The 20,918-nt window shown below is 44.3% G+C and carries 14 protein-coding genes and 1 tRNA gene; 5 read left to right on the top strand and 10 right to left on the bottom strand.

Translation table 11 applies throughout. From position 1 onward, the window contains the following. Positions 1-5 precede the first annotated feature (5 nt). The 5 genes from D2962_RS03775 to D2962_RS03755 all read right to left on the bottom strand — a co-directional run bounded on the left by D2962_RS03775 (position 6) and on the right by D2962_RS03755 (position 5,530). Positions 6-1,007, bottom strand: coding sequence for a GerMN domain-containing protein (locus D2962_RS03775; RefSeq protein ID WP_122014191.1), 1,002 nt, complete (start codon positions 1,005-1,007; stop codon positions 6-8). Between the two features lie 79 nt (positions 1,008-1,086). After that, positions 1,087-1,611, bottom strand: coding sequence for a DUF2179 domain-containing protein (locus D2962_RS03770; RefSeq protein WP_174232494.1), 525 nt, complete (start codon positions 1,609-1,611; stop codon positions 1,087-1,089). Positions 1,612-1,664: 53 nt separating this feature from the next. Beyond that, positions 1,665-3,608, bottom strand: a complete 1,944-nt coding sequence (locus D2962_RS03765; RefSeq protein WP_122015726.1) for an N-acetylmuramoyl-L-alanine amidase family protein — start codon at positions 3,606-3,608, stop codon at positions 1,665-1,667. A gap of 146 nt (positions 3,609-3,754) precedes the next feature. Then, positions 3,755-4,786: a GerMN domain-containing protein gene (locus D2962_RS03760; protein WP_122014189.1), complete on the bottom strand. Its 1,032-nt coding sequence runs from the start codon at positions 4,784-4,786 to the stop codon at positions 3,755-3,757. A gap of 60 nt (positions 4,787-4,846) precedes the next feature. Then, the gene (locus D2962_RS03755) at positions 4,847-5,530 is read right to left on the bottom strand and encodes a redox-sensing transcriptional repressor Rex (protein WP_245984880.1); all 684 of its coding nucleotides are present in this window, start codon (positions 5,528-5,530) and stop codon (positions 4,847-4,849) included. A gap of 158 nt (positions 5,531-5,688) precedes the next feature. On the opposite strand from D2962_RS03755, the gene D2962_RS03750 reads away from it, so the two are divergent. Next, a complete protein-coding gene (locus tag D2962_RS03750; RefSeq protein ID WP_122014188.1) occupies positions 5,689-7,164 on the top strand; it encodes an oligosaccharide flippase family protein in 1,476 nt (491 codons plus the stop codon). Between the two features lie 67 nt (positions 7,165-7,231). On the opposite strand, the gene D2962_RS03745 is transcribed toward D2962_RS03750, so the two are convergent. The 3 genes from D2962_RS03745 to D2962_RS03735 all read right to left on the bottom strand — a co-directional run bounded on the left by D2962_RS03745 (position 7,232) and on the right by D2962_RS03735 (position 11,229). Next, positions 7,232-8,914 (bottom strand): Na+/H+ antiporter NhaC family protein, encoded by a 1,683-nt coding sequence (locus D2962_RS03745; RefSeq protein WP_120765365.1) that lies wholly within the window; start codon positions 8,912-8,914, stop codon positions 7,232-7,234. Between the two features lie 320 nt (positions 8,915-9,234). Beyond that, entirely contained in the window at positions 9,235-11,025 is a 1,791-nt protein-coding gene (gene pepF, locus D2962_RS03740) for an oligoendopeptidase F (protein WP_122014187.1), read from the bottom strand. Between the two features lie 128 nt (positions 11,026-11,153). Then, positions 11,154-11,229 (bottom strand) — tRNA-Ala (locus D2962_RS03735). A gap of 171 nt (positions 11,230-11,400) precedes the next feature. Between D2962_RS03735 and D2962_RS03730 the strand changes: the two genes are divergently transcribed. Then, on the top strand, positions 11,401-12,666 hold the full coding sequence (locus tag D2962_RS03730; RefSeq protein WP_162991090.1) for a glycosyltransferase: 1,266 nt from the start codon (positions 11,401-11,403) through the stop codon (positions 12,664-12,666). A gap of 25 nt (positions 12,667-12,691) precedes the next feature. Beyond that, positions 12,692-13,819 carry a hypothetical protein gene (locus tag D2962_RS03725; RefSeq protein ID WP_122014185.1) on the top strand — a complete coding sequence of 376 codons (1,128 nt, stop codon included), beginning with the start codon at positions 12,692-12,694 and terminating at the stop codon, positions 13,817-13,819. Positions 13,820-13,847: 28 nt separating this feature from the next. Here the strand turns inward: D2962_RS03725 and D2962_RS03720 are convergent, their stop codons facing one another. Further along, on the bottom strand, positions 13,848-15,353 hold the full coding sequence (locus D2962_RS03720) for a DUF92 domain-containing protein (RefSeq protein ID WP_162991089.1): 1,506 nt from the start codon (positions 15,351-15,353) through the stop codon (positions 13,848-13,850). Between the two features lie 319 nt (positions 15,354-15,672). Here D2962_RS03720 and D2962_RS03715 point away from each other — a divergent pair, with 319 nt between their 5' ends. Together D2962_RS03715 and D2962_RS03710 are read left to right on the top strand one after the other, a co-directional pair. After that, positions 15,673-16,983 carry a stalk domain-containing protein gene (locus D2962_RS03715; RefSeq protein ID WP_122014184.1) on the top strand — a complete coding sequence of 437 codons (1,311 nt, stop codon included), beginning with the start codon at positions 15,673-15,675 and terminating at the stop codon, positions 16,981-16,983. Between the two features lie 89 nt (positions 16,984-17,072). Continuing rightward, positions 17,073-19,388, top strand: a complete 2,316-nt coding sequence (locus D2962_RS03710; protein WP_122014183.1) for a YcdB/YcdC domain-containing protein — start codon at positions 17,073-17,075, stop codon at positions 19,386-19,388. A 54-nt stretch (positions 19,389-19,442) separates the two neighbouring features. Here the strand turns inward: D2962_RS03710 and D2962_RS03705 are convergent, their stop codons facing one another. Continuing rightward, on the bottom strand, positions 19,443-20,906 hold the full coding sequence (locus tag D2962_RS03705; RefSeq protein WP_162991088.1) for an amino acid permease: 1,464 nt from the start codon (positions 20,904-20,906) through the stop codon (positions 19,443-19,445). Positions 20,907-20,918 lie beyond the last annotated feature (12 nt).

Raw genomic sequence — 20,918 nt, 5'->3', positions numbered from 1 at the left:
TCCTCTCAAATATTGCTTGGATTGACATAAGTGGGTTTTAAAATGGGATTTTCAAGCACGGTGCCTTCCGGCAAAACCTCTGTTTTACCCTCTACCTGCAGGCTCACCTTTTCTACGCCCGGGAATTGGGACACCGTCAAAACTACCGAGTTTACCAGTGCCTGTTCCACGTCCACACCGCCGCCGTAGCCTTCAATCTCCTTTGAGAAATTGATAACAACCTCGGATTCCTTCTGGCTTACGTCAAGAACTCTGGTATCTTGAGGCAATACAGAAACCAGCCCCATATTGCCTGCAGGCCCTTTAATAAGTTCTTCAACGGCGGTTTTTATCATGTTATCACTTTTATTGACCATCCTTGTGACAGGAACAAAATAGGTGAAACTTCCATTCTGGCTGCTGGACTTAAAGTACAGGGTTACAGGTACTAAATCCTTTCCGGCATCACCGCCGGTGGGTTCCAAATTGATTTTTTCCCTGTAAAGAACATCCTTTATAACGGTACCTTTCGGGCATTTCTTGAGAGGCTTGCCGTCGACCAGAATCTGAACCTTTTCCACAGCCGGGAACTCCGTTAATGTGTAAACCACAGAGTTTATAGCATTTTGTTCGGCTACCTTATCCGCAGAATTTAAAAATTCCTTGCTGAAATCCACCTTTGCCAGACCGTCTCTGATAGTCATGCCCAAAATCTTTGTTCCTTCCGGCAGAGAAGGCTTAAGACCCTTTTCCGCCAGTTCCGCCCTTATCTCCAGACTGTCCACAAGGCACTCCAGAGCGGCCCTGCCTATACCCTCAACCCAGGGAATATCTTTGGTTACGGGGACCAGAAGGTTGTTCTCATTTACAAAATAAAACACCGTTTTTCTCATGTTAGCCTGAACCTGTTCGGTATCCTCCGCCGGTGGAGGTGCTGATTTTTCTCCACCCTTCTTGAAAAGCCCGCACCCCGCAATGCTTAAAACTAGATAAATCAGGATTATTAAACATATTACCTTTTTTGGCATGAAAAAACCTCCTTCAAATTAAATCTTACTAAAATATATTATAAAAGAGGTTTTTTATGCCAGTTTGGAGAGCCAAAATTCATTTGGCCTTCATGGTCTGTTTAAAGTATCCCCCGCGGGTTACTTTTGTATCCATAACTGTGACAAAAGCAGCCTGGTCCTCCTGTTCTACAAGGTCCAGCAAAAAGGGGAGAGCTTTTCTTGATAGAGACACCATCAAAACCTGCCTGGAACCCTCCTTGCCCATACCCTCCAGCACCGTAACTCCAAAACCCTTCTGCCTGATGTTTTCGACCACGGCCGGATTTCTTGTAATTATCTGGACAGTAATGAGACCTATGGCCAGCTTCTCTTCAATGAAGCTTCCTACGTAGTTGCCCGTGGCAAATCCAAGGGCATAGGCCATGAGATTGGCGGGGTTATTCAGGCCTCCCACCACCCTGTTCAATGCCGTTATGTAAACTATTACCTCAAAAAATCCTATCATGGCGGCTTGAAGCCTGTTGCCCCTGACAATCATAAGAGTCCTGATGGTGGCCAGTGAAACATCCACCACTCTGGCACAAAATATAAAAAGGTAACCTGCAAGAAGTGAAAGCACCATATCACTCCTAAATTAACAATTCAAGGTAATAATATCAGAACTGTCATCGGGTGTCAATCAGCCCTTCCTGTCAAATAATTTATAATCCCGCTGGCTATGCCCTCGGCGGCCTTTTGCCTGAACTCATCGGTTAAAAGCAGTGAAAGATCGCCCTGGTTGGTCATAAACGCCACTTCCGCCAGCGCCGACGGCATCCGGGTTTCACGGGTCACTACAAGGCCGGGCCTCTCCACAATTCCCCTATCGGGAAGGCCGATGCTCTTCACCAGAGCTTTCTGGATACACAGAGCCAGGGCTTTTTTCTCCGGTTCCGGATAGTAAAGGGTCTCGGTGCCCGATGTACCGCTGCTTCCTGCGTTGTTGTGGATGCTTATGAACAGATCGGCCTTTACCTCATTGGCTATACCGGCCCGGGTATAAAGGTTCACAAAAATATCCTTATCCCTAGTCATCAACACTTTAGCTCCGCCCTGTTCCAGCAAATCTCTTAATTTCAGGGCTATATCAAGATTAAGATTCTTTTCCTGGACATTTCCGGCTTCTGCACCGGGATCACTGCCGCCGTGACCGGGGTCCACCACAATGATTTTGTTCTGAAGTGGAGATTTATAAATTACAAGTTCTATTTCCGAAGACGGCGGTGTCGTGGTAAGCTCGTAACTGGTGAAAAGGCTTAAGTTTATAATTACCTCCAGGTTATAGTTCTTTGGCCCTTTTACCTTTTTTAACTCTACATAGTCCACAATACCGTCGTTAACATCTATGGTTTCCTGTTCAAGCAGATTTTTATCTATGGCCACTCCGGCAATGACCAGTTTTAATTGCCTGTTTGATTTATCTGCTTTAATCTCGTATCCTATTTCGCCGCTGGCGGTAATTCTAACGGAGGAACTTTCTTCCCGACTTTCCACATTTACTCTTTTTACGGTGTTAACTTTAGAAAATATCACAGAAATATTATTTTTATCCTGAAATACCTGGTAATTTATATCGGATTTGAGGTCAAACACAACCCTTACGGTATTGGGATTTACCGTAAATTGCCCCAGCCTGATTTCCTTGATATAGTTATTTCTGGGGATTTCCGGCGGTGAGGTTGAAAGAACTGCATCGTTTATATCCATAACCAGCCTATCCGGGTTTGAAAGAAAGAAATAGTTTATTTTCGTGGGTTGAGTTGTAACAAGGTTCACAGTCACCCTCTGGTCATCACTATCTACGGTAACACCGCTCAAGGTGTTTATAAAGGAAATAATGATGGTGTTTTTATCTTCCGACCGGTTGATTTCATAAGGCACTCCACCTTTTAAATCCACCACAACCCTCGTAACCGGCGGGTCTTGCTGGATACTTCCCATTATAGCTTTTTCTATAAAATCATCATATATATATAAGGCATTTTTTTCAGTAGCCATTTGCCCCTTTATGTCTATGGCAATTTGATTTTTGCTTGTGGCCGGTTGTGTAACATATTCCAGCGGGCTATCTCCTCTTAAAACCACCGATGGTTTTCCATTTACCACCTCATAGGAAAAATCTATTACCTTGGGTTGGAACCTGGTGATGATCACCCTTCTTTGAGCATTATCCCAGAACACTTCAGCTCCCAGAGATTCCCCAATGAATCTTAGAGGAACCATCGTCCTGTCTTTGACGATAGTTGCGGGCGTATCCAGGACCACTTCCCGGTCGTTTATTACGGCCTTTTTATCATTTATTTTAAGCAGAATGGTTTTTGTGGAAGTTGTTATTCTGACCATTCTCTGCGTGTTATCCCAGTAAACTGATGCTCCGAGGTTCTCAGAAATCACTCTCAGAGGAACCAGGGTACGGTCATTAACAATAATGGGAGCCACATCGGATTCTACTTTTTGACCGTTTATGTAGATTTCAATGGGTTTGAGAACCGGTTTTGCCTTCGGAGCCGCTTTCCCAAAAGAAGGAAAGCACAAAAAAATAAAAACAAGCATGGCGACAGGTATAATCTTTCTGAACATGGATGGGGCCCTCCTGTAACTCACTTTTTCTATTTCCATTATATATACTTCGACCCAAATTGAGGAATGTCCTCCCCTGAAAATGAAATGTAACATAAATGTAATGTCCAAATTAAAAAACCGGTAGTATCTACCGGTTTTGCTGTTCATTCAATTATGTTATACCACTTCAGGCGGGGGATGGGGATGCTGATGTTTGTGTGGCCGGCGATGGAGGGGATTTCTTTGCCGTCTATCAAAAACCGCACTTTATCTATCTCATCAATAGAAGTCAGGGTCTGCACCACCGAATCTACGGCTATCTTTTCATATTCGGCATCCTTTGAAAAGCTCATGATAAGATCTTTGCTCACATCTACGTATGCAATGCCATCTTTTATATAAAAGTCCTTTAGCTTGACTTCCCCTGGAAATATGCCGGTCAGGTTCTTGATCCCCACCGGACCTTCAATGAGTTGCTCCACGGCGGCTTTTGCCCTTTCTTCCGGAGTGGGTGGGATGATTTCACCTTTCTGGTCAGTTTTTACCTGTATTTTGGAAGATTTGAAAGTAACGGGAACAATGTATTTTTTATCTTTGTCAACATAATATACCGTTAACCAAGTATCATCGGTCTGAGCTTTTACGGAGCCGGAAGCACTGACCTCCGTCGATGGGAGTTTGCCTTCTTCCGGCAAAGCTATCTGATTGATTAAAGACGGCCTCTCATACAAGCCATCCAGAGGCTTTCCTTCCACGCTAACCTTAACTTTTTTAATATCGTCAAACTCTGTGAGAGTCAGGACCAATTGGTCCTTTTTGAACTCCTTATCATCGTCTTTTAAAAATTCCGAGGAAAGATCGACCGAAGCAGTATCTCCGGCGATATTGTAACTTTTTAATTTAACATTAAAAAGTTTATTTTCGAAGCCCTGGGGTACCAGGCCGGAAAACAATAAATTCAGAGCCGCCTTTACGGGCTCTTTTGTGGGTTCAACACCAAGGGTTACCGGAACTAAAAAACCATCTTTCACATAGTATACGAGGACTCTGCTCTGATCCTGGCCTTCATAAACAACCGCCGGGTTTTTTTGGTCCGACGTCGGAGTTTCATTATCGGCAGCAGACTGAGCGTCACACCCCGCCAGTATAATGACTGCTATGAAAATAATGATTGCAAATAATCTCGTCCTTTTCACCGGCTAACCCTCCCAGGTTTTTACCCTTAACATTATTTTACCATACAAACCAAAATTTTTCTACCGGTTTAAAACTTTTTTCATTTTTTGCTTTAATATTCTTTCTTCAAGTTTTTCCTCGTTCATCCGGTAGCTTAAAGTAAACAGGCTGTCAATTAGATGTACATTTTCAACGATTATGTTTTTCCCTGTCGAAATTTCCGCCGTTGAAAAGTTCCATATTCCTTTAACCGAGGTTTTAGTAAGTATTTCAACCACCTTCGGGGCCCTGTCCGATGGTACGGCTATTACAGCTATATCTATATCATTCCGGTTTATGAAATAATCCATTTCATCCGCATCAAGGATGGGAATGCCCCTGATCTTGAGACCAATAAGTCTGGGATTAACATCAAAAAGCGCCAGAATCTTGAATCCATGGGTTTCAAAATCCTCATAGTTGGCCAGGGCCTGTCCCAGGTTGCCGGCACCCACTATGATCATGTTATGGACGGTGTTCAGTCCCAGTATTTTTGCTATTTCATTATATAAGCTTTCCACATTATAACCGTATCCCTGCTGGCCGAATTCACCGAAGTTATTCAAATCCTGCCTGATCTGTGAAGCGGTAAAGCCAAGCAACTGGCTGAGTTCCTGAGATGATATTCTCTCGACATCCTGCCTTAAAAGCTTTCCCAAACACTGGTGATACTTGGGCAGCCTTTTTATAACTGCCATAGATACCTTTTTAATTTCCTCAGACAATTTCCCTATCACCTCGATTGATATAACTTTAACATAAATATATCACAATCGAAAGTTACAGTCAAACTTTTTTAATTATTCTATTTTCACTTTAAACATAAAAATTGCCTTTAGCTAAATATAATTTTATTAATGATACTTTCAGGGAAGTGCTAGATATGAACCATTGGGCAACCGAAACCATTTTCCTTGCTACAGCCCATTTTGCCGCAGGAATAATAGGATTTTTTTACAGGATTTTTCTATCCAGGAGCCTGGGGCCCCAGAGCATGGGCATTTACCAGCAGGTTCTTTCTTTTTACGGCACAACTATTACCCTCATGACCGCAGGAATTCCCGTTTCTGTTTCAAAACTTATAGCGGAGATTCATGCAGGAAAAACTGTAAATCGAAGCAGTGAAATAGTGGCATCGGCTTTTTTTCTTACCTCGTCTTTTTCCATTCTTGGGGCTGTCTTTCTCATAGTTCTCTCAACTGCGCTAAATCGCCCTGTTCTTCTCCTTATACTGCCCGCTGCAGTATTTGTCGGATTTTCCTCAGTCCTCAGAGGCTTTTTCCTTGGTATACAAAAGACTGTGCCTATAAGGTGGTCTATTCTTGGAGAAAGTCTTGTCCGTACATTATTCGGTGTCATTGTAATAAAAAGTCTGGTACTGGCGGGCCTCGAAGGGGAAACTCGGGGTGCGGTAACAGCCCTGGCAGTGGGAGAACTGGTATCCCTGGCGGTACTTGCCGCTTTTTATAAAAAATGTGCCGGAAATCCCGGAAAAATGCATATAAAAATAAATAACCTGGTAAGTATTCTAACAATAGCCATACCTGTCTCCTTAAGCCAGATAATCGGTTCGCTATCCGGTTCACTGGAAGCCCTGCTGGTGCCAAAAAGCCTGGAAATTTCCGGACTTTCGGCCTCCGATTCCATGGCAATCTACGGAAAAACCGCAGGCATGGTGCTTCCTCTTTTATATTTTCCCGCGCTCTTTACCATGTCTCTTTCATCAAATATGATTCCAAGAATAGCCGCGGCACTGTCCAAAAAAAATAACGCCTACGCTTTTAGATTGTCCGAACAGGCACTTACTCTGACCTCCCTTTTTTCTTTTGCGGTTTCCGGATTTTTCATAATCCTGGCAAAACCCATAGGGGATGTGTTGTTCTCAGGGTTTTCTCTGGAAACATTGATCATGGGGTTTGCGGCCGGTATCCCCTTCTTTTACGCTGAACACGTGCTTATGGCACTTCTGCGGGGCACAGGCAACAACAACATACCCCTGGTAAACTCCATCAACAGTTTCTTAATTACAAACATCCTACTGTTTCTGCTGGTCAAAAAACCCTATATAGGGATCAACGGTTACTCCCTGGCCTTGATAACCGCATCCTCGGTGTCTATATTTATAAGCCTGTACTACCTCGAAAAAACTTTCAACAGAAAATTTAATGCGGTAAAGATAATAATAAAACCACTGATGTGTGGTCTGTTCATGGCTTTTATTTTAAAGCACACTTACCTGCCGCTGAAAACCCTGGGTCTTCCGGAAATCGTCTGTATAGGCGCCGACTTTTTGCTGGGCGCCACTGGTTTTTTAGTGCTGGCTATGGCCATGGGAATGAGTTTGAAAAGTTATAAGTAAAAAAAAAAAGAGGGAGCCCACTAAACAAGCTCCTTTTTAAGTATACTATAAAAGCCGCTTCGGTGAACTATTTCTCCTGGTCCGCCGGAAGTGCTTTCTGGGGTTTTACCGGAGATTCGCCGGTCCAGACTTTATGCATGATATATACAACCACAAAGAACAGGGCGATGGTTATAAACCATACCACAAAGGGATGGTCGAAGAATCCCAGCATCAAAAATCCCACAGCCGATGTGATGGCCGCAGTCAGAGCGTATGGCAGCTGGGTGTTCACATGCTCGATATGGGGACAGGCGCCGCCCGTCGATGACATGATGGTGGTATCGGAAATGGGAGAGCAGTGGTCTCCGAAAACGCCGCCGGACAATACCGCCGCTATGCAGGGAAGTATATCTATCTTCATAGCCACCACCAGAGGGATCACTATGGGTATCATGATAGCCCAGGTACCCCATGAAGTTCCGGTAGAGAAAGCGATGAAAGCCGATATTAAGAATACCGTCACAGGCACTGCCCAGGTGGGGAAGGTCTCAGACATGATGCTGGAAACATAAACTCCGGTGCCCAGCTCCTGGCATGTCTTTCCGATGGTCCATGCAAGGGAAAGTATGAAAAGGGCTACCATCATGGATTTAGCTCCCTGAATGACCGCTTCCATGGAATCCTTTAACCTCACAACACCTCTCACCGAGTAGAAAATGGCGCTCAATATAACTGTTATAGTAGCTCCCCATACCAGGGATGTGGCAGAATCGCTGTTCATAACGGCGGTGAAGAACCCGGCCTTGCCCTCAAAGAACCCGCCGCTGTAAGCCATGGCAAAGAGCATAATAACTATCAACCCGAGCAGCGGCCCCACCATATCTATAGCCGAACCCTTTTCAGATTTCTCCAGGCTTGCAAATTCATCACCGGGAGGATTCTTCATGATGTTTGTATCCCACAAACCCTTACCGGAAAGGGCTCTCCTTTCTGATACAGCCATGGGGCCATATTCCAGGTTTGTAAATGAAGTGACCAGCACCATCAGGACTATGAGCCATGGATAGAAATCATAGGGAATCATTTGCACGTAAACCGTGTAGGGATTTAAATTCAGCTTATACTGCTCAAAAAGCGGCACCATCAATGATGCCACATAGGCCACCCATGTGGAAACCGGCACCAGGGTGCACACGGGTGCGGCAGTAGAATCTATTATAAAGGATAATTTTGCTCTGGATACCTTGAACCTGTCGGTAACAGGCCGGAGGGCTGTTCCAACGGTCATGCAGTTAAAATAGTCATCCATGAATATTAGTACTCCCAGGCACCAGGTGATAAACAGTGAAATGCTTCTGCTCTTTATATGCTTTTCCGCCCAGCGCCCGAAGGCCTGGGGACCGTTAGCCCTGGAAACCATACCTATAATGGCTCCCAGCAGCACCGTAAACAGCAACACCCTGAAGTTCCAGGAAGGATCCCCGGCAGTGTTGATCAGAAGCTCCATGGCCTTCTTGAAAGCCTCGATGATATTACCCCCAGTGAGAGTGAGTGCCCCTGCAGCTATACCTATGACCAGAGAACTCAAAACTTCTTTGGTTATCATGGCAAGCCCTATGGCCAGAACAGGCGGAAGCAGCGACAGGAAACCATAGTGGGCCGGTTTTTCTGCTTTAGCTGCCTCACCCTCGCCAAAAGCGGGAATAGCAAAAGACAGAATCAATAAAATGATAATACCCCATACAAAACCTTTTCTGATTGTCACCATTAAATCCCCCTTTACAAAGTTTTATTGTTTTTTAAAATCTGTATTTTTCTTCTTTTTATCATCTCCTCCTTCCTGAAAATAATAACAGTTAGTGATGATTAATTATTTTAGGTATATAAACAATTGCAAATCTTATACCAAATTGCACAATGATAAATATTATATTATATTCCGCCTTTTGCTTGATATTATGTAATTATTCTCAAAAAATGTTGCCCATTTTTTGGCATTACAGCTAATATTTTTGCACCAGCTCTATTTTAGCAATATTTAGTAATAAGTTCAAGACCCCCTTTCAGAACGTTGTTCAAATTTCGCTATTACATCAATGATTCATATTCATCCAGCAGTTTTTCAAAAACCTGCAGGGCGTCCATCACCGGCTTTGGTTCGGTAAGGTCAACCCCCACCTTCTTCAAAAGCTCCAGGGGGTAATCGGAGCTTCCCCCGGATAGAAACTCCTTGAATCTTTCCACCGCCCTAGACCCCTCTTTTAATATTTTCTCAGAAATGGCAATGGCCGCCGAAAAGCCGGTGGCATACTTATAAACATAGAAACTGGTATAAAAATGGGGTATCCTGGCCCACTCATAATCTATCTGTTCATCGACAACTATATCCCTCCCGTAGTACTTCACATTCAGTTCATGGTAAACTTTGTTCAAAACCTCGGCATTAAGAGGCTCGCCGCTTTCTGCCATCTCATGGGTCATCTTCTCAAACTCCGCAAACATCACCTGTCGGTATACTATGCCCTTGAACTGTTCCATGAAGTGGTTCAAGAGGAACATTTTTTCCTCTTTTTGTTTTGCCCTTTCCAGCAGATAATTTATCATGATGGCCTCATTGCAGGTAGAAGCCACTTCAGCCAGGATGATGGGATATTGAGCGTAAACGTAGGGCTGATGGCTAAAAGAATAATAGGTGTGGATGGCATGGCCCATCTCATGGGCAATGGTGAACACATCGTTCAATTTGCCCTGGAAATTTAAAAGCACGTAAGGATGCGTGCCGTAGCATCCCCAGGAATAGGCGCCCCCGGTCTTGCTCCTGTTCTCGTAGACATCGATCCACCCGGAATTAAACCCTTGCTTTAATATATCCACATATTCCTTACCCATGGGTGAAAGGCCTTCCATCACCATAGCCCGGGCCTCTTCATAGGACACCTTCTTGTCGTAATCCTTCACCAGAGGTACATAAATATCATACATGTGGAGTTCATCAAGGTGCAGCGCCTTTTTCCTGATCTTAATATACCTGTGCATTAGGTCCAACCGCCGGTGAATAGTATCTATCAGATTTTCATAGACTTTAACCGGTACATTGTCGGCAAAAAGAGATTTTTCCAGGGAAGAATTAAACTTTCGTTGATTCTTGTAGAATATATCCCTTTTGACATTGGCAGAAGCGGTGGCGGCCAGGGTGTTGATGAGGCCTTTATATGTGGTGTAAAGGGCTTCAAAGGCGGACTTTCTCACTTCCCGGTTTTTGCTTTCCATAAAGTTTATATACCTGCCCTTGGTGAGCTCCAACTCATTGCCCTCATCATCTTTGATGACAGGAAATTTTATATCCGCATTATCCAGCATCCTGAAAATATCGCCTGGGGCCTCGGCCATCTCCCCCGCATCGGCCAACATCTTTTCCTTATCAGCATCCAAAATGTGGTCCTTCATCCGGAGGAGGTCATCTATGTAGTGGCCGTAGACTTTTAAATCCTCCCGCTCTTTTAAAAAGCCCATCAATTTTTCTCTGTCAAGAGCCAGTATTTCGGGTTCAATAAAGGAAAGGCTGCCGGCCACTTCCACCGAGAGGCCCATAGCCCTGTCCGCCAGAGCCTGGTATTTTCCGCGGGAGTTATCCTCATCCCGACGCATCCTGGCATATGTAAAAAGCCTGTCGGCCATCTGCCCGATTTCATCTTTTAACTTCAATACACCTGCTAGATTTTCGGCGGAATTTATCCTGCCGCGGAAGTTTTGGAGTTCTTTCAACCGTTCCTTTACCCTTTTAAAGTCCTTTTCCCAGAGATCATCGCTTTCATAGATATCTTCCAGCTTCCATTTGTATTTCGGGTCGATTTCTTCCCTGGAGGGAAGTTTGCTCATAATGCATCATCCTTTCTACAATTTTACAATACAATCATATTATTCTTTTATGAAAAAGGTCAATATATTATTCATTTATAAAAACATAAAAATAAAGCAGGGTTTAATCCCTGCCATGTTTTCATATTTGGTGGAGATAAGGGGAATCGAACCCCTGACCTCTTGAATGCCATTCAAGCGCTCTCCCAGCTGAGCTATATCCCCACGCCTGTTTATTTTTAAGTGAACTTTATTGCTCACTTGCATTTAACATTATACTTATTTTTCAATGTTATGTCAAGCAAACACCACAAAAAAAATTTACTTGAATCCCTTTTTCCCGGTAGTATAATTTAGGTTAGATTGGTCAAATTTTCTTGAATGTGGGGCGAAACAGTGTCAAAAAAAATACTGATTATCTACGAAAAAATGGGCATGGGCCACCTGCGAATGGCCAATATCCTGGAAGACATCCTGAACGGAAGCGGGGATGTCAGGATCTTCAAGCTGGCAGGCAGTGAGCTTTCGGGGTCTTCGGATGTTCAGGGAATCGTTTACCTCTGGAATCTTTTTATCAGGAAAAACTGGATCAAAGCAGTGGATATCCTGGTGAACTTCATCATCAGAATAGTGGGTGTACCTATCATCGAGGTGATGAACACAAAACCTTTTTTAGGCAAGCTCGAACAAATAGACCCCGATATCATCATTTCTACCGCCGACGGCTTTAACAGAGTCCTGGGCACCTATGCCAGGGAAAAAAACATACCCTTTTATATCTTTTTGACCGAAGTATCGGTCTTCTCCGACCTTGTAAATCCTTATGCCACCCATATATGTTATTTTAAAGAAACGGTAGAAGCCATCAGAAGCTATGACTTTCAACTCACCTACTTTTCCTTTGTTCTAAACAGAGCCACCGGTTTTTTAAGAAAAATTCTTTATGTGCTAAAAAATTATAACGACTATATTATACACGCTTACAAAAATTCCATTTACAGCAATCCAGATAAAAATTTGCCTCAAAGAAATAATGCCCGCTGCGAGGTCATAGGGCCTCTGGCAGAAAAAAAGCATTTCACTTACAAGAATCCAGAATTTATAAAGCAAAAATACAATATCCCGAAAGATGTTCCCAATGTCATCATCGCCAGCGGGAGCATCGGAGGCCAGTTCCTTATGGATATGGTGAATATAATCTCTTCGGAATGTGAAACACCCTTAAACCTTTTGGTCATGTGCGGCCTTGACCGGCAAATGTATCAAAGGATGCTGGAAGTCAAAAAATCCGGGAATCATTTAAAGCATATAAACATCATGCCCTTTGAATATACCGATAGTTTCAACGAATTTCTAGCTGTGGCTGACTGCCTTATAGCAAGACCTTCGGCAGGGATTTTTATAGAAAGTCTCATAAACAGGATTCCACAGATAACCTTTACTCTGGCCACCTCCAACGACAGGGGTGCTATAACTTTGATGCAGAAATATGAAACCGGTGAAGTCTGCAAAAGACCGAAGGACCTGGTGCATGCTCTGAATAAGATCCTGAACAACAGGGACAGGTACCGACACAATATAGAGCAGCTGCTCTCCATGTATTATATTACATATGAAGAAAAAAAGGCCAAGCTCAGGGAATTGATATTGAACGTACGGTAAATTCAGCTTTGCAGGAGGAAAAAGTATGCCTGGGATAGATATAGTCGAGATAAAGGATCGGCAGGGTTTAAAGAAATTCATAGACTTTGCCTGGGATATATATAAAGGCGACTCCTGCTGGGTTCCTCCTTTAAAATCTGACATGATGGACACTCTGGTAGGAAAAAATAATCCTCTCTTTAAAAGCGGACCTCATACATTATTCATGGTTTACAGGTACGGTAAACCCGCGGGCAGGATATTAACGGGCATAAACGAGAATTTGAATAAAAAGAAAAACCGCAATGAGGGATATATCAGCCTGTTCGAGTGCGTTGACGACGAGGAAATATCCTGTGCGCTGTTTGATGCGGTCCTTTCATGGCTCAAAGCCTGGGGAGTAACCTGTGTAAAAGGCCCGGTCTCCCCCACAAACGGCGATGATTACCGGGGACTATTGGTGGAGGGATTTGACGGCCCGCCGGTGCTTATGAACTCATATAACCCGCCCTATTACGTCTCACTCTTTGAAAAAAGCGGTTTTAAAAAACACCTGGACCTTTATGCATACTATTATGACCTATCAATCATTGATTTGGACAGGTACGCCCGGCCGGTAGAATATGCCATGAAAAGATACGATTTTAGAGTGGAACCCATTAAGTTGAAATATATCGAAAGGGAAATGTTGGATATCAAACAGGTGCTGGATGCGGCCATGCCGGAAGAATGGGAGGATTTAACTCCTCCATCGCTTGAGGAAATTAAGGCTGAAGCCAGGAAGCTTCGGCACCTGGCGGACCCCAACCTGATATACATAGCCAGGAACGGCTGCCGCCCCATAGGCTTTTCTGTCGCATTGCCCGATTACAATCAAGTTCTGAGGCACCTCAACGGAAGAATCTTTCCCTGGGGATTCTTAAAATTTTTATGGCTGAAACGGAAAATTTCGGGCGGCCGGCTCTTCGTGCTGTTCGTCATCCCGGAATACAGGAAAAAAGCCGTGAGCAGCGCCATCCTGTTTAAGACCCTTCAGGCCGCCAAAGCCAGGGGCTACATTTACGGCGAAGGTTCCACCATCGGCGAGACGAATACTTCTATGAAAAGGGACGCCGAGGGCATGGGAGGAAAACATTGCAGGACTTACAGGATTTTTTATAAAGACCTCACGTAAAATAATGACATTTACAATGCGGCCTTTTTTATATCATCCTTGCAAACAGGGCGCTGGAAAGAGCTATACTCAAAAAGTTGACTATGTCGTTGTTGATAAGCCGGAAACCCCGTACCAGCAGGGTGGGTTTGCCGTTGTAAATCCTTTTTTCAGTCTCACCTTCCAGTTCATCGGAATAGTATACGCCCTGTACCGTGGCGCCAAGAATGGAATCAATTAAAGAACCCGCAAAACCTCCCAGTGTCACCATGGCAAAACTCTGGATATATGTAAATCCCAGTGACCGAATATCTACGAGCTTGAATCCAAGTGCCGTAAATATCCCGATAAAACCAGCCCCCAGCAGTGCTGCCGTAGTGCCCAGAAGGCTCACAGCCCCCGAGGTCCCCTTTTCCACACGCTTCAGGGTCCTGAGCGAAACCGGGTTGCTGCGGTTGAGTATGCCCAGTTCGGTGGCCCATGTGTCCGCATTGGCCGCCGCAAAAGAGATTCCCAGGAGCAGCAAAAAAGAGGGATTTTTTGTAATGTAAAACAGCACGGAATAGATGAGGCCTATGCCGCCATTGGCAAATACCTGAAATATATCCCGGTGCCCGGTCTTTTCAAACTGCCGGACCACCTTTGCCTTTAAGCTCTTTTTAAAATGGCTCAGAAGGCTGGAGGATATAAAGAACAGTATCATAAGAGCCGAACCAAACAGGCCCGAAGTAGCATATATGACCGTTCCCAAAAAGGTGGCCCCCACGGAGCCATCCAGGGTCAAAGATTTTCTGCGGTAAGCGGCCAGGGCTATTAAAAAACTCAGCAAAAAACCTATGCACGCCATGTATATAAATAAAAACATGGCCCTGCTCTGGAGGACGGTCATATAATAGGCGGTCAATGTGGTAATAGCAGGCACTGTTATGTTGTCTGCTCCGAAGGGTGTAAAGGCTTCGGCCAGGGTGGCAACAACTGCTATAATAATGCTTGTCCTGAGATTGTATATGTCAAATCCTCTAAAAATACTTAATAACACAGCGGATACCAGTGTTGAAAAAACAAGCATGGTTACTGAGCCTTCAAGACTTTTACAGCTTTTAAATATATTGTATTTTTGTTTTCCGAAATTTTTTCCTATGATGGCCGCAAAGCCGTCACCGTAGCCCATGACCAGGGTTCCCAGTGCTCCAAGATACCTGTAGTCTCCTCCCAGGAGACCTCCTTTCCATGTGAGAAGAATTAATATTATAAGGGATATGGGAAAATAAACGGTCCCGAGGTCCGAGTTTTCCTGTCTCTCCATACTCTTGAACAAATTCTTTTTATAGGAATAATAATTCAAAAGAACAAATAAAACCGGTGGTATAACGGCATATCTCATGTCGCTTATGAGAAACATTGCCGCTATCCACCAGTGGGAGACCCCAATATGTACAAATTTCCTGGTAAACTCGTTTCCGAGCTTGTATACCTTCCTCAATATTTCCGATACCAGAATCACCGCAAATACAAATACTATGGATATAATCATACCGGTCAAATCCTTTGCCACCTTTTTGCCCTCCCGCTCTTTACAGTTGAAAATCCTGTCAAAATTAGTTTTCAAGATTATTTTATACAATGTTGGTTCATCTGACAACAGCCTTTTTCCCAACAAAACGCGTTCTCTGGTAATTTTATCACATTCAATAGATATATAAAAAGTAGTATATTTATAGCAGGGCAAATGGAACCAATGGCGGAAAAAACAATACTTCCGTGATAAATCCAGGGAATATAGATTTAATTTAATATAACTGTAACAATTTTTTGTGATATTCATGATAAAATTATCATGGTAATTTTTAAGTTTTTACTCAGGAGGTTTTATTGTGCAGCACAATCTTTTTACATTCAGACGCAGTTTATTGGTAGCAGGAGTTTCGGGGTTATTGTTCATTTTATTCTTCAGTTCATCAACAGTACCGTCCTCCAGGGTTTTAGCCGCATCTCAAAACACAGATAACTCTAAGCCTTTTATCGCTGTGCTGGCATATCACCATATAATCCCCGACCAGCTCCCCGAAGGTACCACGACCCATGCAGTCATACCGCTGGCGGAGTTTGAAGCCCAGATGAAATATCTACATGACAACGGATATTATACTGCATCCCTCAAAGATGTTGAGGATTTTATATACAACAAGAAAAAACTCCCGGAGAAGACTGTGTTGATAACCTTTGACGACGGCTATGAATCAAATTTCGTATACGCTTTTCCCGTTTTAAAAAGCTATAATTTTAAAGCAACTATTTTTCTTATTGGAAACAGAGTAGTTCAGAAGGAAGAATCCTTTGACCCGAACAGGCTATCGAAGCTTTCCTTACGGCAGATTAAGGAAATGTTTGACAGCGGCCTGATGGAATTTGGCAGTCATACGTTTGATGCTCATGAATACAGAGGTAATAAACCTGCACTGCTTTCAATGGATAAAGAACAACTGGACCTGGATTTTTCCCGGGAAGCCGGGGTATTTACCCAAAACAGCCTGCCCTCTCCCACAGCCATAGCATATCCCTATGGTAAGTTTAACAGTGCGGTCCTGAAAGCGGCAAAAAGTTTTGGTTACAAATTGGGTTTTACCATCCGGGATGGTTTTGTGTACCAGAGTTCATACCCTTATACTTTAAACAGAAATATTGTGCCTCCCGGCACCGATATTCCACGGTTCAAGGCCCTGCTAAAAGACAATTCATCCGGTATGCCCGCCGACTTTAAAAATTCAATAGTTTTACAAATAGGTTCCGGAACCGCTTATATAAAAGGAAGACCTTTACTGCTGGACTCTTCTGCATTTATCAAAAATGGCAGTACTATGGTACCCCTGAGATTCATAGCTCAAAGCCTGGGGGCCCGGGTGGATTGGATCCCGGCACAAAGAAAAATCCTGGTGAAAACTTCCCAAAAAACTGTAGAATTATGGGCAGAATCAGGCAATACGGCTTTGGGCCCTTGGCCGGCTCCGCAAGATCCATGGAAGTTTCGCCGGCAGGAAGCTATAGTCAACGGGAACAGAATCTTTCTGGACACCCCTCCCATAATTAGAAATGATAGGGTCATGGTCCCTCTCAGGTTTTTGTCTGAGGCTCTGGGATTTGAAGTGAAGTGGCATGAGGCTTTGAGAATGGTGGAGATAAGATAACATTTTTAATATATTTGTAATATTATTCTTTAGTTTTTAATGATAAAATAATATTGGCAGTTTTAGAAAAAAAAGGGAGGTGGGTTAAAATGAGAAAAAAGAGTTTGGTAACACTGTTGGTTCTGGTGCTAGTGGTATGTCTTGCCCTGCCGGCCTATGGAGCTGGGATGACGCCTGAGAAGGCAGGTGAAATGGCGGTGAAAGCAGCAGGGGGAGCCACCCCGGTCAACGACGCATCTAAAGATGTTAAGATTTCTCAGGAAAAAGCCATCGAGATCGTAAAAGAGCTTTTTGAGGTGCCCGAAGACTTCAAACCCGAGATTTATTTAAATACCGGGTGGCAGCCCGGCAACCGCAGAGTCTGGACGATAAACTTCTATAAGCCCTCTTTTTCAATTTACGCTGTCATTGACGCCGACAGCGGCGAAGTCATCTCTTTTAATCAGGGAGAGGAATGGAGCACTCCCTACGGTAGGCGCAAGATTTTCTTGGCCAAATACACCCGGGAGGAAGCTAGGGTGCTGGCGGAAAACTTTATTAAAAAAATAGCCCCGGATAAATTCTCAAAGGTAAAGTTTGTGGAAGAAAACTATTACCCCGGTCTCAAGTTCGGCGGACTTTTTGAACCCGCATCTTACTTTTTCAGGTTTGCTAAAACCTCTGAAAACATCCAGCCTGTAGATTTTTATTTTGGCGAAGAAGGCATCAATGTCACTGTAAATGCAGCCAACGGCAAGCTAGTGGGCTACAATCTGAACTGGTCGGAAGATAAGCCTATAGACGAAAAAACCATATCAAAACAGCAGGTCGAAGAAATCTACATAAAATATCTTGGTCCCGAACTTGTATATGTCCGTGGCTTCGACGAAGAAAAAGGTAAGCCTTATGATGCCGCAAAGCTAATGTATGTACCAGCAAGATTGGTATATATGGGGCCTCCCCTCACCATAAGGGCAAAGGATGGGGCTCTTATAAACTATGCCGGAGACGAAGTCAAGGGAATTGAACCGCTGACTGAAGTCGATTTTTCCGGTGCAAAAACCATTACTCCCACGAAGCTTGAAACCCCCCTGACAAAGGAACAGGCTCAGAAGCTGGCCGAAGAAGAAATAAAGAAGTTCGGCCTGGAGAACATGATTCTACAGTCCTTCAACAATGTTCCTTATGCCATGGAACCGCAGGACCTTTACTTCTTTAATTTCAATTCCACCGAGGGTACTGTAAATGCCAACGTCACCGTGAATGCAGCCACCGGCAGGGTGCAGAATTTTGGTTTTTGGAAAAACCCCGGCCCTTACTACCCTGAAGCGCAGTTAAAAGAAGCTTCCGCTCCCAAAGCCATCAGCTGGGAGGACGCAAAAAATGTGGCTTTAGAATACATAAAAAAATATTTGCCCGATAAGGCCGGCCAGGTGCGGTCCATGGATTATCCCCAGGAAGTAAATTCCAAATTCAGGGCCCCATATCAATCCTACTACTTTAATTTCACGCGGACAGTTAATGGTATACCCTACGTGGGAAACAACATAAATATTAGCATCGATCAGAAGGGCGAAGTCATAAGCCTGAATTACGCCTGGGATGATATCATCTTCCCGGCTCCGGAAAAAAATATCCTTTCCCGAGAAAAGGCAGCCGGTATAATGCTGGATAAAATCAGCATTACCCTGGCATATATCATGCCCAAGATGTACTACGAGCCCGATGCTCCGCAACAATCACAAAAACCTGAAAAAATCCTGGTATATGCTTTGAAGCGTTTACCTGACGCGGCATATATCGAACCCAGTACCGGTGAGGTTCTAAATTATGCCTTTAAACAGCCTGGCACCATAAAGTCCGCATCTCCCGACGTTAATATTAAGGGCGAGACCGGCAGGCGCGAGGCGGAGCTTTTGATGAACCAGGGGATATTCGAACCTTCGATGAAAATTGACCTGGAATCGGTGCCTAACATGAAGGATGCCGTGAAATTTTTCGCATCCTGCCTGGGTCTGGGCCCTAAAATGTATCCGGAATACGGGCTAAAAATGGACGAAAAGGAAAAGGCGGATCCTTATAAAAAATACATCGATGCTGCTTTAGATCAAAGACTTATAACTGATATCGAAGCTAAAAATCTCGACAGGCCCCTTGACAGACAGGAGCTGGCTAAGTTCGCGATAAGGTTCCTGGGATTTGATGCCATTGCAGCAAAGGGAGAAATTTTCAAGCTAGATCTAAACGATATCGGAGATGTTGGAAAGGGATTTGAGGGTTATGTATCATCGGCCCTGGCATTAGGGCTATTAGAAAAGATAGATGGAAAATTCCTGCCGAAGGAAAAGGTGAAGTTCGGAGAAATGGTGAAGACTCTTTTCAGGGCGGCACAAATTTTGGAGGCCGGAGGTCAGATGCCGGATTAAGCGGGACTTGCGAAGTGCAAATTCCATTAATTCAAAGGCTTGAGGCCTTCTCGCTCACCATCTTGTAAAGATATGAAATCTATCGCCTATCTTGTAACCTATTACTAAAAACAATATTACCCCCATGGCTATGAGGACCGAAATGCGCTGTTTGGCAATTAAAAGCGGAGACGAAAGAATCACTGCCAGCAATACAAAGGCTGCCCAGGAAGTGCTCACAGGATTTATTACCTTAATCCCGGCGGGAAATTCCCGGGTATGGCCGACGTATTTCTTGCTTGTCCCGGTGGCTGCCACGCTGCCCGGATAAATGGCGGCGGTTTCCGGTGCCATTTCCGGAACCCTTACTCCGGAAGAGCTCACCCGGCGCTTTTTAAGAAAAGCTATATAAGCCAATAAAATAATTCCCCAGTTAAAAAACTGCATGAAGCCTGCTGCGCTGGTGATGTATTCGTAAACATCTCTCGGAAGTAGATAAGATAACACCACCGCCAGCGTAAGGCCGATGCTGCTTACTCCCAGGGCGTAAACCGGAACGCCGTGGGAGTTTTCTTTTGTAAAGATACTTGGTGCCCACTCTCCCTGCCCCAGCGAAAATAGCACCCGGGTCACGCCAAACATGGCAGCGTTCATGGTGGTGAGGGCGGCTGTAAGTATAACAAAATTGAGTATGGAGTCAATATACGGGACTCTGACATAGGTAAACATGGCGACAAAGGGGCTGGCATTGGTGGGAATCCTGTTCCATGGAGTCAATATCAGTAAAATAGTTAATGAAATAAGATAAAGGCCGATAAGAATGAAAAATATGCTGTGGATACCTTTGGGTACATTTTTCCGGGGATTTTCCACGCTGCTGGCAGCCATGGCCGCCACTTCTATGCCGCCGAAGGGTATCAACGACATCAGCATCGCCCCGAAAAACCCTCTTATACCTCCTGCAAAAAACCCCCCGCCGGCATAAAAGTTTTCAATTCCTACAGTGGGGCTTTGAAAATGGGTCAGTATAACCCCTAACCCCACCAATATCATGGCAGCCAGTGCTCCCACCTTGATAAATGAAAACCACGCTTCCACTGCTCCGAATTCCTTTGTGCCCTTGAAATTTAGATAAACTACCATTACCGAATAAATAAGCGTAAAAAGCCACAGCGGCACACGCGAAAACCAGTATCGGGTAAATATTCCTGAAGCCGTAACTTCGCTGGACATTACCAGCACCCCCGCTATCCAGTATATCCATCCGCTCATGAAGCCGGCGGCTTTACCCAGATAATCCTGGGTATATACCCTGAAGGAACCTGCCGCCGGGTTTGAGGTGGTCATTTCCCCCAGGGCGCAAAATACCCTGCACATGACAAAGGCTGATAGGCCATAGTTGAGTATCACCGCCGGTCCCGAAAGCCGGATGGCAAGGCCGGAAGCCAGAAAAAAACCTGCTCCTATGATGCCCCCTACTCCCATCATTATATACTGGCCGAGAGAGAGCCTTTCTCCTGTTATTTTACTTTTTTGCAATGTCAAGCCACC

The sequence above is a fragment of the Biomaibacter acetigenes genome, from assembly GCF_003691585.1.
Classification (GTDB): Bacteria; Bacillota; Thermosediminibacteria; order Thermosediminibacterales; family Tepidanaerobacteraceae; genus Biomaibacter; species Biomaibacter acetigenes.
Note: the sequence above shows the minus strand (reverse complement) of the source record. Positions and strands in the feature narration are given on the sequence as shown.